This window comes from Denitrobacterium sp., assembly GCF_056180635.1.
Genome location: NZ_JAZZJS010000082.1, coordinates 1 through 12,923, shown reverse-complemented (window position 1 = coordinate 12,923; position 12,923 = coordinate 1). Strand labels below are relative to the sequence as shown.

The window sequence follows — 12,923 nt, the reverse complement described above, 5'->3', positions numbered from 1 at the left end:
GGAGTCGGGCCATCTGTGGCACCTGCGCTACCCGCTGGTCGAGCCCATCGACGGTCTCGACTACATCATCGTGGCCACCACGCGCCCCGAAACAAGTCGGAGGCCAAGCGGTCTTAGGAAGACAAGGCACTTCCACAACTCCTTGGCTCACAGAACGACATGGCTACGATCCGACTTGGAGTCGGGCCATCTGTGGCACCTGCGCTACCCGCTGGTCGAGCCCATCGACGGTCTCGACTACATCATCGTGGCCACCACGCGCCCCGAAACCATGCTCGGCGACACGGGCGTTGCCGTTTCCCCGAAAGACCCCGACAAGCAGAAGTTCGTCGGCGCCAAGGTGAAGCTGCCCATCGTCGACCGCGAGATCCCCATCTTCAGCGACTACTACGTCGATGCCGAGTTTGGCAGTGGCTTCGTTAAGGTCACGCCTGCTCACGACCCGAACGACTGGGGCATGGGCGAGCGCCACGACCTTCCCAAGATCAACATCTTCGACGAGACGGCTCACGTCGTCGAAGGCTATGGCGAGTTCACCGGCATGACGCGCGACGAAGCGCGCGAAGCCGTGGTCGCCTGGTTCGAGGAGCATGGCCTGCTCGACCACGTGGAAGACCACGACCACTCCGTCATGACCTGCTACCGCTGCCATACCAAGCTCGAGCCCTGGCTGTCCGAGCAGTGGTTCGTCTCGGTCGACCGCCTGAAGGGGCCCGCGGCCAAGGCCGTCGAATCCGGCGAAATCACGTTCCATCCCGCGCGTTGGAGCCAGGTCTACCTCGATTGGCTGGAAAACCTGAAGGACTGGTGCATTTCCCGTCAGCTGTGGTGGGGCCATCGCATCCCGATGTTCTACTGCGACGAATGTGGCTGGGAAGACGCCAGCGTCGAGGACATTCACGAGTGCCCGAAGTGCGGCGCCGCCGTTCGCCAAGATGAAGACGTGCTCGACACTTGGTTCTCGAGCCAGCTGTGGCCCTTCGCCACGATGGGCTGGACGCGCGAGGGAACGCATGCTCCCGAGCTGCAGAAGGCGTACCCCACGCAGGTGCTCGCCACGGCGCGCGACATCATGGGCCTCTGGGTTGCCCGCATGGTCATGGCCAGCGAATACTGCATGGGCGCCATCCCGTTCCAGAACGTCATCATCTATCCCACGGTCATGGGCTCCGACGGCAAGCCGATGAGCAAGAGCCGCGGCAACGGCGTCGACCCGCTGAAGCTCATGGAAGACTACGGTGCCGACGGCATGCGCTTCGGCCTGCTCATGCAGGTAACGGGTGCGCAGGACCTGAAGTTCAACGAGAACAAGCTCGAGAACAGCCGTAACTTCTCGAACAAGATTCGCAACGCCGCCCGCTTCGTCATGATGAACCTCGAGGGCTTCGAGCCTGGCGAACCCCAGGTATCCACGCCCGCCGACCGCTGGATCTTCAGCCGCCTCGCGCGCCTGGTTGCCCGCGTCGACGAGTCCTTCGACGCCTACGAGTTCAGCGATGTCACGCGCGAGCTGTACGCGTTCTTCTGGAACGAGTTCTGCGACTGGTACATCGAGTTCTCGAAGAGCCGCCTGCAGGGCAGCGATGCCGCCGACCGCCTGGCATGCCAGCGCAACCTCGTGTTCGTGCTCGACACCGCCCTGCGCCTGCTGCATCCCGTCATGCCCTTCATCACCGAGGAAATCTTCCAGGAGCTCCCGGTGGAAGGGGAGGACCCGTACCTCATCGCGTGCGCATGGCCCGAGGCCGAAAGCCTGGCCAAGTACCGCGACGAGCAGGCCGAGCGCGCCATGGTCATGGTGTGCGACGTCGTTTCCGCCGTGCGCGCCACGCGTTCCCGCTATGGCATTTCGCCCAAGCAGGAGCTTTCCGTTACGGTGAAGGTGGAAGCCGAATCCGACGCCGAGCTCCTCTCTCAGCAGGAGCAGCTCATCTGCGGCATGGGCAACATCGAGTCGCTGTTCGTGGGCTGCGGCGCCGAAAAGCCCGAGGAATCCAGCGTCACGCTGGGCACGGGCCTCGAGGTGTACACGGTCCTTTCCGGTCACGTCGACTTCGAAGCCGAGCGCGCACGTCTGGAAAAGCAGCGCGCCTCGCTTGCCAAGGACATCGAGAAGTTCGCGCGCAAGCTTTCGAACCCCGGCTTCCTTGCGAAGGCCGCTCCCGAAATCATCGAGAAGGACCGCGCCAAGCACGCCGACCTGGCCGACCAGTTGAAACGTGTAGAAAGCCAGATTGCTGAACTTAACTAGCATCGGTTTGCTATAATTGCACAACGGTTGCCCTGTGGGGTGGCCGTTGTGCAATCGTTTATACACAAGGAAACGTTTATGCAGGAATTGCTTTCACAGTTCATAACGCCGCAGGTGCAGGGCGTGTTCATGGCCGTAATCGCCATGCTCGTCATTCTGTACGTGCTTGTTGTCGTGTGGGTTGCCCGCGATGCATATCAGCGTGGCGCTGTCTGGTGGATCTGGGCCATCGTCGCCCTCGTCCCCGGTCTGGGCGTTCTTGCATATGTTCTCCTTCGTCCCTCGCTGCTCGACGTCGACCGTTCCGAGCAGGAGCTTGAAATCGCGCTCAAGCAGCGCGAGCTCATGAAGTATGGCGAATGCGCAAGCTGCGGCTATCCGGTGGAAGCCGATTACGTCATCTGCCCGAATTGCCATCAGCGCCTGAAGAACCTTTGCACCAACTGCGGTCATGCACTCGACCCTTCGTGGTCGGTATGCCCGTATTGCGCAAAGCCCATGGGTCAGCAGCGTCGTCGTCCTCAGGGCGCACGTCGAACTACTGGTACGCCTTCTCAGGGGCGTCCTCACAATCCCACGCAGGCTCGCGGTTAATATCCGCATATCATAGTGTAAATTGGGCGTCCTGCGTATCATGCGGGGCGCCCTTGTATTTGCAGACGTTTTGTCTACGTCCGGCGAAAGGAAAGTTATATGAACATCGTACTACCCGACGGAACGAACAAGGAAATCCAGGAGGGGGCCACGGTTGCCGATGTAGCGGCATCCATTGGCGCCGGCTTGGCGAAGGCCGCAATCGCGGGCAAGATCAACGGCGAGCTCGTCGATCTGAACGCCGCCGTTGCGCCCGAGGCTCTGGTGGAAATCATCACCGCCAAGTCTCCCGAGGCTCTTGGAATCCTTCGTCATTCCTGCGCCCATATCATGGCTGAAGCCGTTCAGATTCTCTATCCGGGTGCCCAGATTGCATTCGGCCCGCAGACCGACGACGGCTTCTTCTACGACTTCGGTCTCGACGCGTCCATTTCTTCGGGCGACTTCGAGAAGATCGAAGCCAAGATGGCCGAAATCATCGCGAACGACGAGCCCTTCGTGCGCGAGGTCGTCACGCACGAGCAGGCGAAGGAAATCTTCGCTAACCAGAAGTTCAAGTCCGAGCATATCGACGACCTGCCCGCCGATGCCGAAATCAGCATCTACCGTCATGGCAGCTTCGTCGACCTGTGCAGCGGCCCGCATATCCCCAGCGCTGGCGTAATCGGCGCCTTCAAGCTCATGAAGGTCGCAGGCGCCTACTGGAAGGGCGACGCCGAAAACGAGCAGCTTCAGCGCGTGTACGGTACGGCGTTCTTCAAGAAGAAGGATCTGGCCGAGTACCTCACGAACCTGGAAGAGGCCGAAAAGCGCGACCATCGTAAGCTTGGCCGCGAACTGGGCATCTACCAGATGGACGACATGGCTGGCGTTGGCCTGCCCATGTATCTGCCTGCTGGCGCCCGCGTCATCCGCCTGCTGCAGGAATGGCTGCGCCGCGAGCTGTATCGCCGTGGTTACGAAGAGGTCATCACGCCTCACATCTACAAGGCCGACGTTTGGAAGACCAGTGGTCACTACGGCTACTATCATGACAACATGTACTTCTTCCAGATCAACGAAGGCGATGCGGAAGAGCCCCGCTTCAGCGAGTACGGCGTAAAGCCCATGAACTGCCCGGGTCACGTCATGCTCTACAAGAACGCGATTCACTCCTACCGCGAGATGCCCATCCGCTTCTTCGAGTTCGGTACGGTGTACCGCCACGAGCTTTCCGGCGCGGTACACGGCCTCATGCGTGCCCGCGGCTTCACGCAGGACGACGCGCATGTATTCTGCCGTGAAGACCAGGTAGTCGACGAAGTGTGCGCCATCCTCGACCTTGCCGACAACATCATGAGCGAGTTCGGCTTCGAGTACACGGCTGAAATCTCCACGCGTCCCGAGAAGTCCATCGGTACCGACGAGATGTGGGAGAAGGCCGAAAGCTTCCTGCGCCAGGCCATCGAGCGTCGCGGCATTTCGTACGAGATCAACGAGGGCGACGGTGCCTTCTACGGTCCCAAGATCGACATCAAGGTGAAGGACGCCATCGGCCGCTGGTGGCAGTGCTCCACGGTGCAGGTCGACTTCAACCTGCCCGAGCGCTTCGACATCAGCTATCGCACGGCCGATAACTCCGAGGAGCGCCCCTGGATGCTCCATCGCGCCCTGTTCGGTTCGATCGAGCGCTTCCTGGGCATTCTCATCGAGCACACCACGGGCAACCTGCCCCTGTGGCTCGCGCCCACGCAGGTGGTCATCATTCCCATCGCCGACCGCCATCTGGATGCTGCGAACGAAATCGCTCGTCGCATTCAGAAAGTCGAAGGCCGCGTGAGCGTGTACCAGCAGAACGAGCCCATGCGCGTGAAGATCGCTAAGGCCCAGGCCCAGAAGGTGCCCTTCATGCTCGTCATCGGCGACAAGGAAGTCGAGGAGAACACCGTCTCCGTGCGTACGCGCGAAGAAGGCGACAAGGGCTCCATGTCCGTCGACGAGTTCGTTTCCCTCATCGATGCGGTGCGCATTCGCTAAGCTCATTCGCCCATAGCGCCATATAGCAGGGGAGCGGCCACGCGGCCGCTCCCTTTTTCGTTTCTTGTTGTTGCGAGTGTGGGCTACTCGGTTAGCGCGGCCACGTACTGCGGTTCGGGCGTGGGGGCCAGCTCGGTGGTGTTGTAGTCGCTGTAGGCGTTCACCAGGTTCAGGATCATCTGGGCACCGCTTCCGGTAACGCCCACGGAAATGGTTGCGTTCGTGATGTGGTTGTCGTTGTCGATGGTGAACGAGAGCGCGGCGAGCTGCGCTTCAGAATTGAGGGGCCAGCTGCTCGTGTCGAAGAGTCCCAAATCTACGATGGCCTGCGGTTCGATCATCGCTGCGGCCTTCGTTTCCTTGTCGTTCACTTCCATCTGCCAGCTCTGCGCGCGGTCGAGCAGCGCATCGACCCATTCGGCGTTCAAGTACAGGCCCGGACGCGTGACGAGGGCCTGCATTTCGTTTCCGCCCACGTTCACGCCGATGGATGCTTCGCCTTCCAGCACAACGGCGTCGTCGCCCTGGATGTAGATCTCGAGCTGGATGGGCTCGTCGTTTTCGCCGGGAACCGAATACGACGTGTAGTAGCGCCAGGGGTCGCCCGATGCGTCGATCTTCACGGTGGTCTGCGAGGAGCCGTTGCTCTGCAGCTGTCCCAGCGTGGTGGTGGTTTCGGTGCTGGTGGAGCACGTGACGTTCTGGAACGACGCGGCCAGCGCGCCGTCTATCTTCGCGCGCACGGTGGGGCCATCGGTGATGGTGGATGCCTTCGTCTCGGTTTTCCCATCTTGGGAAAGTGCGTTCGTGTCGGTTTGCGTCTTCGCGGCGGAGTCGTCGCCCTGCTTTGCGGCGCATGCCGACATGCTCACGGCGAGCGTGGATGCGATGAGTATGGTTGCAACTACCCGAATGACCCTATTCATGATGCCCCCCTTATTCAACTATCTAGATTGTATGGGAAAGCGGGATATGTTTCCATTCTCATTGTTATCGGCGGGGTGGGGGAAGTATTATAAATAAGTTGCTTTTGCGGCATCCACGCAACCGCGATTGCAGCCATCCGCGCCCGTGCGCACACGTGTGCGTATTATGCGCAGGTGCAGGATTTTCTTGAATAAGACGTTGACTATCGGTTTTTGCGCCGATAAACTAACGCCTTGCGTTTTGACACTTTCAAGGAGAAATATACATGTACGCAATCGTTAAGACTGGCGGCAAGCAGTACAAGGTTGCCCCTGGTGACATCATCGAAGTCGAAAAGCTTGATGCCGAAGCTGGCAGCAAGGTAGAGCTCCAGGCCATCTGCATCGTCGATGGCGATAAGGTAGAGCCCGTTTCCGAAAAGGCCGCTTCCACGAAGGTTACGGCTGTTGTTCTCGAGCAGTTCAAGGGCAAGAAGCAGCTCGTCTTCAAGTTCAAGAAGCGCAAGAACTACAAGAAGCTTCGCGGTCATCGCCAGAACCTGGTTCGCGTGCAGATCGAATCCGTTGGCAGCGAAAAGGCTGCTAAGAAAACCACCAAGAAGGCTGCTGCCAAGAAGGCTGAAAAGGCCGCGGCAGACGCTGAGTAGTAACGAGGGAGTTGAAGTAAGATGGCACATAAGAAAGGCCTCGGTTCCACTCGCAATGGTCGCGATTCCCGCGCACAGCGTCTGGGCTGCAAGAAGTTCGGCGGCGAGCAGGTAATCACCGGCAACATTCTGGTTCGCCAGCACGGCACGCACTTCCATCCCGGCGAGAACGTCGGTCGTGGCAAGGACGACACCCTGTTCGCTCTGTGCGACGGCATCGTCGAGTACACGAAGGGCGTCAAGCGTAAGGTTCACGTCCGTCCGCAGGCGTAAATCCAACGCATAATCTGTAGTGTCGGGGCTCCCCATAATGTGGGGAGCCCCTTTTGCATTAGAATGGCACGTAACGTATAGGCCGATAGACAGGCGAAACGAATATGTTCATAGACAAGGTACATATCCACGTGAAAGGCGGCGACGGCGGCGCTGGCTGCATGAGCTTCAGGCGAGAAGCCCATGTTCCCAAGGGCGGTCCCGATGGCGGCGACGGCGGTCGTGGCGGTAACGTGGTCATCCAAGCCGATGGCAGCGTCTCTTCGCTTATCGACTACCGCTTCAAGCATCATTTCAAGGCCCAGCGCGGCACGCACGGCAAGGGTAGCCGCATGCATGGCGCGAACGGGGAAGACCTCATCCTGAAGGTTCCCATGGGTACCATCGTCCGCGAATACAGCGAGGAAACGAAGGAAGTGGGCGAGACCATCGCCGACCTCACGCACGATGGCGATGCCGTCGTCGTGGCGCAGGGCGGCGTGGGTGGTCGCGGCAATATCCACTTCGTCACCTCCACGCGTCGTGCGCCCGCATTCGCCGAACTGGGCGAACCCGCGCATGAAGGCTGGATCGAGCTCGAGATGAAGCTCATGGCCGACGCGGCTCTGGTGGGCGTGCCCAGCGCGGGCAAGAGCTCCATCATCTCCCGCGTGAGCGCCGCGAAGCCCAAGATCGCCGATTACCCCTTCACCACGCTCCAGCCCAACCTGGGCGTTGTCCGCAGCGACGATTACGACTACGTCATCGCCGACGTTCCCGGCCTCATCGAGGGCGCGCACGAGGGCAAGGGCCTGGGTCATGAATTCCTGCGCCATGTCGAGCGTACCGCCATCATCGTCCACGTGGTCGATATCACGGGTGGCTTCGAGGGTCGCGACCCGGTGGAGGATTACCGCATCATCAACCGCGAGCTCGAGCTCTATTCCGATGAGTTTGCCTCGCGTCCGCGCATCGTTGTGGCCAACAAGGTCGACATGCCTGGGTTCGAAGACAACCTGGAACGCCTGCGCGAAGCCGTGAAGGCCGATTCGCTTGCTGCCGTGGGCGGCAACGAGTTCGTGGAAAGCCCCATCGATCCGAAGCTCTATCTCACCAGCGCCGTTACGGGCATGGGCCTCGATTCCCTGGCTGCTGCCATTGGCGCGCGCGTTCATGCGATTCGCGAAGCTGCGCGCGAGGCCACGGAAGCCGAGCCGCATTACGATCACGTGTGGGAGCGCAAGCGCCAGGCGCGCGAGCAGAAGTACGAGGTCGTCAAGCTGTCCTCCGATGTCTACCGCGTCGTGGGCACGCAGGTCGAGCGCATGGTCGTTCAGTGCGACTGGGAAAACGAGGAGGCCATCGCCTTCCTGCAGCATCGCCTGAAGCGCCTGGGCGTCGACGCCGCTCTCGAGGCGGCAGGCGCGCGCGATGGCGACGAGATTCGCATCGTGGGCCGCGCCTTCGAGTTCGAGTCCTCGCGTATGCACGACGACATCTACGCGGGATTGGACATCTAGTGAAACATGCTCGCGAAAAGGTCATCGTCGTAAAAATCGGTTCGTCCACGCTCGTGGGCGAGAAGGGCGTGCTCGATCGCGAGTATCTTTGCTCACTCGCCGAGCAGGTCGTTTCTCTCCGCGAAGCGGGCTGGAAGCCCATCATCGTGTCGTCGGCGGCCATCGCCTGCGGCGTGCAGGTGCTGGGCCTCGATTCCCGTCCCACCGACATGCCCAGCCTCCAGGCTGCCGCTTCGGTTGGGCAAGGGGCTCTGGCCTGCGCGTACGACGAAGTATTCAGCGCGCGCGGCGTGGTTACGTCGCTCGTGTTGCTCACGCGCCATGATACGGCCAGCCGCCATGCCTACATCCACGCGCGCGAAACGCTGCGTGCGTTGCTCGACTACAACGTCGTGCCCGTCGTGAACGAGAACGACACCACGTCGGTCGAGGAAATTCGCTTTGGCGATAACGACACCCTCGCTGCGCTCGTGGCCTGCCTCGTGAAGGCCGACATGTGCGTCATCTTCTCCGACATCGACGGCCTCTACACCGCTAACCCTCGCACCGATCCCTCGGCTCGCAAGCTCGAGCGCGTCGATTTCATTAGCGAGGAAATCATCGCCTCTGCTGGCGGAGTGGGTTCCGCCGTGGGAAGCGGCGGCATGGTCACCAAGATCCGCGCGGCACGCGTCCTCATGATTGCGGGCATTCCCCTTGTCGTGTGCAATGGCCACGAGCCCAGTGCGCTCGTGCGCCTCGCGAACGGCGAATCGGTGGGAACGTGCTTCGAAGCGCGCAGGGTCCCGCATGAAATCACGAATTACAAGCTCTGGATCGCCTTGGGCGATTCCGCGAAGGGCACGCTCGTCGTCGACGATGGCGCGCGCGATGCCCTGGTGGGGAAGGGCTCGTCGCTCCTGTGCGTGGGCATTACCGACGCGAAGGGTCCGTTCGACGCGGGCGATATCGTCGATATCGAAGACGCGCACGGTCACCTGTTCGCGCGCGGCAAGGTGTCTGCCTCCAGCGACGAAATCCTGCTCGCACGCGGCTTCAGCCAGGCGCAGATGGCGTCGAATCGCCTGCTTGCCCCTCTTGCCGAGTCTCCTATTGTCCATCGAGATGAATTGGTGGTGTTCGAATGAGCGTAATGGAAGTGGCTCTCGCCGCGAAGAAGGCGAGCGTCGCCTGCGGCAAGGCATCGCTTGAAGTGCGTAACGGCGCGCTGTTCGCCATGGCGGAAGCGCTGCGCAGTCATGTAGACGAAATCGTCGAGGCCAATGCGCTCGACATGCAGGCTGCCCGCGAAGCGGGAACGGCCGAGCCGCTGCTCGACCGCCTCGAGCTCATGCCCGCTCGCATCGAGGGCATGGCAAGCGGACTCGAATCGCTTGCTCAGCTCCCCGACCCTCTGGGCGAGGTGCAGCAGGAACGCACGCTTGCATCGGGCGTGAACCTCACGCGCGTGAGCGTGTCGATGGGCGTGGTTGCCATGGTCTACGAGGCGCGCCCCAATGTCACGGCCGACGCCGCGGGCATCTGCGTGAAAACGGGCAATGCCTGCGTGCTGCGTGGGGGAAGCATGGCGTTCAATTCGAACGTCTATCTTGCCCATCTGCTGCACGATGCCGCAGTTTCCGCCGGCATGCCCAGGCATTGCATCTGCGCCGTTGAAACCAAGGATCGCTCGGCTACCGACGAGCTTCTGGGCATGCGCGGCATCGTCGACGTGCTCATCCCGCGCGGCGGTGCGGGCCTCATCCAGCATTGCGTGAACAACGCCACGGTGCCCGTCATCGAAACGGGCGTGGGCAACTGCCACGTCTACGTGCACGAACCCGCTTCGGCGGACATGGTGCGCGATATTGTCGTGAATGCCAAGACGCAGCGCCCGGGCGTGTGCAACGCCATCGAATCGCTTCTCGTCGACGCGTCCATCGCGCAGGACGTCCTGCCAGTCGTTCTTCCTCAGCTAGCGCAGCGCGACGTGCTCATCCATGCCGACGAGCAGGCGCTTGCCATTGCCAACGAGCTCATCGAGCAAGGCCAACCGCTGAAGGTCGTTCCCGCGACGGAAGATGACTGGGCCACGGAGTACCTCGATCTGGAAATCGCCGTGAAGTGCGTTTCGGGCTTGGATGAGGCCATCGAGCACATCAACCGCTTCGGCACGCGTCATTCCGAATGCATCGTCACGAACGACGAAGCCGCCGCCGAGGAGTTCCTCGCAAGCATCGATGCGGCTGCCGTGTATTGGAACGCGTCCACGCGTTTCACCGACGGTGGGGAATTCGGCCTGGGTGCCGAAATCGGCATCTCCACGCAGAAGCTGCACGCGCGCGGCCCCTTCGCCCTTGCGGCTCTTACCACGTACAAGTACCTCCTTCGTGGCTCCGGCCAGGTGAGAAGCTAGTGAGCATCATCTGCGATAGCCTCGATTCGCTCGGGTTGCTGCCAAGCGGCGCCGTCGACACGCAGCGCCGCTACCGCCTGGGCATCATGGGCGGCACGTTCGATCCCATCCACATTGGGCATTTGGCATGTGCCGAACAGGCGCGCGATGCCTTCAACCTCGATGCGGTTCTGTTCATTCCGGCGGGCCAGCCCGTGTTTAAGAAGCACCAGAAGGTCACCAGCGCTGCCGACCGTCTCGAGATGTGCCGTTTGGCCTGCGCCGATAATCCCGCGTTCGATGTGAGCCCCATCGAAATCGAACGCGGCGGCGATACGTACACCATCGACACGCTTCGCCAGCTGCGCCGGCATTACCCCGAAAACGTCGAGTTCTATTTCATCACGGGCGCCGATGCCATGCTCTCCATCATCCAGTGGCGCAATTCGGAGGGGCTTTCGAAGCTCGCGCACCTTATCGCCGCCACGCGACCAGGATTCGTCATGACCGACGATTATCGCAGGGCACTAGCCGAACATGGTGATTATGACGTAAGCTATCTAGAGATGACTGCACTGTCGGTTTCGTCGAGCATGCTGCGCGAATGGGTGGGGCAAGGTAAGTCGATTCGCTATCTTTGCCCGCAGGATGTTTGGCAGTATATTCAGGATCGCGGGCTGTACCGCGCGGCTGGATTGGGGGAATAGCCACATGGGCAAAAAGAAGAACAAGAAGCAGCTCCAGAAAGAGCTGAAGAAGCTCGAGAAGAAGAAGCTCGTCGCCAAGAAGGCGAAGAAGGCCAAGAAGAAGGCCGCCAAGCGCCAGGAACTCACGCGCGAGAAGCTCCTCGAGCTTTCCGGTGGCGACCTGCCCTACAAGCCCGCTTCCAAGAAGGTCTTCGGCAAGAAGAACTACAAGCGCATGAAGGCGCTGCTGGCAGGGCGCGTTGGCAAGAAGCGCTACCGTCATTCGGTGGGCGTGGCGAAGGCCGCCAAGAAGCTCGCCAAGGTGTATGGCTACAATCCCAAGGTTGCGCGCATGGCGGGCATCCTGCACGACTGGGACAAGGGCATGGGCGTCTACGAGATTCGCGAGCGCGCCCAGAACCTGGGCGTCGACCTCGATCCGCAGATTGCCGAAAACATGCCGTGGCTCCTGCATGGCCCCACGGCCGCTGCCGCCCTGCGCCTCGAGTATCCCGAATTCGGCGAAGAGGTCTTCCAGGCCATCGCGCGCCATACCTCGGGTGCGGCCGATATGTCGCCGCTCGATTGCATCATCTACGTGGCCGACATCATCGAGCCCAATCGCACGTTCGGCGATATGCGCGGCATCAAGCGCCTGCGCAAGGAAGTGGGGAAGGTGCCGCTCGAGCAGCTCTACTTCGATGCCTTCAAGTACACCTTCACGTTCCTGGTGGAACGCGACCGCCAGCTCTATCCCGAAACGGTCGACATCTGGAACTCCCTCATGTGGAAGTATGGCTTCGTACGCACGATGAAGTTCTAGGCGCGCATAACAACTGGGCAAACAAAACGGGATGGCCGATTTCGCGTCGGCCATCCCGTTTTTCGCGTATGTGCTGGGGCGTTATTCGCGACCCATGAGCTTTGCGATGCGGTCGCTGTATTCCGCGTCGACGATGCCCGCTTCCGCCAGGTCGATGACGGGGGCGTCGTTCCAGAGGGTTTCCAGGCGATAGAAATCGCGCGCCTCGGGCTGGAACACGTGCACGACGAAATCGCCGTAGTCGAGCAGCGCCCAGGTGCCGGCGTCGATGCCCTCACGATGGATGGGCTTGATGCCCACTTTCTCGCGGCAGTCTTCCTCGATGGCGTCGATGATGGCGTCTACCTGGCGGTTGTTGGCCGCGGTGGCGATGACGAAGTAATCGGCCACGGAAGAGAGCTCGCCTACTTCCTGGACCATGATGTCGGTGGCCTTCTTCTCGTCGGCCGCTTTCGCCGCTACGAGGGCGGCTTCTCGTACGTTGTAGGATGTAGTCATTGTTCTCCTCGTCAATTGGTACTGATGGTTATTCTACCGCATCAAGCACGATGGAAAATGCTTACCACTTCGCAGTGGTACGTCTGCGGGAAGAGGTCGACGGGCGTGGCCTTCACAAGGCGGTAGCCCTCGTTCTGCAGGCGCTCGACGTCGCGCGCCCATGTGCTGGGGTCGCAGCTGATGTACGCCAGACGCGCGGGGCCCGCTTGCGCGATGCTCTGCGCTACGCCATCCGCCAGCCCCGAGCGGGGAGGGTCGACCAGAAGGGCGTCGAGGTGCCCCATGGCGGGAAGCTCGCGCGCGCTGTCGCCGCCGATGACGTCGACCCACAGCTGG

At 61.2% G+C, this 12,923-nt stretch carries 12 protein-coding genes and 1 pseudogene; 10 read left to right on the top strand and 3 right to left on the bottom strand.

Going from position 1 to position 12,923, the window contains the following annotated elements; genetic code table 11:
• From AC04P6_RS08050 to thrS, 3 genes are all read left to right on the top strand, one after another.
• A partial coding sequence (locus AC04P6_RS08050) for a valine--tRNA ligase (RefSeq protein WP_475566103.1) occupies positions 1–2,251 on the top strand: 2,251 nt, incomplete at its 5' end.
• Between the two features lie 78 nt (positions 2,252–2,329).
• The gene (locus AC04P6_RS08045; protein ID WP_475566102.1) at positions 2,330–2,845 is read left to right on the top strand and encodes a zinc ribbon domain-containing protein; all 516 of its coding nucleotides are present in this window, start codon (positions 2,330–2,332) and stop codon (positions 2,843–2,845) included.
• Between the two features lie 99 nt (positions 2,846–2,944).
• Entirely contained in the window at positions 2,945–4,861 is a 1,917-nt protein-coding gene (gene thrS / locus AC04P6_RS08040; RefSeq protein ID WP_475566101.1) for a threonine--tRNA ligase, read from the top strand.
• An 83-nt stretch (positions 4,862–4,944) separates the two neighbouring features.
• On the opposite strand, the gene AC04P6_RS08035 is transcribed toward thrS, so the two are convergent.
• A complete protein-coding gene (locus AC04P6_RS08035; RefSeq protein ID WP_475566100.1) occupies positions 4,945–5,787 on the bottom strand; it encodes a hypothetical protein in 843 nt (280 codons plus the stop codon).
• A 266-nt stretch (positions 5,788–6,053) separates the two neighbouring features.
• Here AC04P6_RS08035 and rplU point away from each other — a divergent pair, with 266 nt between their 5' ends.
• From rplU to yqeK, 7 genes are all read left to right on the top strand, one after another.
• On the top strand, positions 6,054–6,434 hold the full coding sequence (rplU, locus tag AC04P6_RS08030; RefSeq protein ID WP_475566099.1) for a 50S ribosomal protein L21: 381 nt from the start codon (positions 6,054–6,056) through the stop codon (positions 6,432–6,434).
• A gap of 21 nt (positions 6,435–6,455) precedes the next feature.
• Positions 6,456–6,707, top strand: a complete 252-nt coding sequence (rpmA, locus tag AC04P6_RS08025) for a 50S ribosomal protein L27 (RefSeq protein WP_475566098.1) — start codon at positions 6,456–6,458, stop codon at positions 6,705–6,707.
• A gap of 104 nt (positions 6,708–6,811) precedes the next feature.
• On the top strand, positions 6,812–8,206 hold the full coding sequence (gene obgE, locus AC04P6_RS08020; protein ID WP_475566097.1) for a GTPase ObgE: 1,395 nt from the start codon (positions 6,812–6,814) through the stop codon (positions 8,204–8,206).
• Complete coding sequence (gene proB / locus AC04P6_RS08015) at positions 8,206–9,333, top strand: glutamate 5-kinase (RefSeq protein WP_475566096.1); 1,128 nt, start codon at positions 8,206–8,208, stop codon at positions 9,331–9,333. The genes obgE and proB overlap by 1 nt, the downstream gene beginning before the upstream one ends.
• A gap of 5 nt (positions 9,334–9,338) precedes the next feature.
• On the top strand, positions 9,339–10,601 hold the full coding sequence (locus AC04P6_RS08010) for a glutamate-5-semialdehyde dehydrogenase (RefSeq protein ID WP_475566095.1): 1,263 nt from the start codon (positions 9,339–9,341) through the stop codon (positions 10,599–10,601).
• Positions 10,601–11,287, top strand: a complete 687-nt coding sequence (nadD, locus tag AC04P6_RS08005) for a nicotinate-nucleotide adenylyltransferase (protein ID WP_475566094.1) — start codon at positions 10,601–10,603, stop codon at positions 11,285–11,287. Before AC04P6_RS08010 ends, nadD begins: the two co-directional genes overlap by 1 nt.
• A 4-nt stretch (positions 11,288–11,291) precedes the next feature.
• Positions 11,292–12,089 (top strand): bis(5'-nucleosyl)-tetraphosphatase (symmetrical) YqeK, encoded by a 798-nt coding sequence (gene yqeK, locus AC04P6_RS08000; RefSeq protein WP_475566093.1) that lies wholly within the window; start codon positions 11,292–11,294, stop codon positions 12,087–12,089.
• Between the two features lie 81 nt (positions 12,090–12,170).
• Here the strand turns inward: yqeK and rsfS are convergent, their stop codons facing one another.
• Together rsfS and AC04P6_RS07990 are read right to left on the bottom strand one after the other, a co-directional pair.
• On the bottom strand, positions 12,171–12,587 hold the full coding sequence (gene rsfS, locus AC04P6_RS07995; protein ID WP_475566092.1) for a ribosome silencing factor: 417 nt from the start codon (positions 12,585–12,587) through the stop codon (positions 12,171–12,173).
• Positions 12,588–12,628: 41 nt separating this feature from the next.
• Positions 12,629–12,923: pseudogene (locus tag AC04P6_RS07990) on the bottom strand (23S rRNA (uracil(1939)-C(5))-methyltransferase RlmD); the annotation flags it as partial.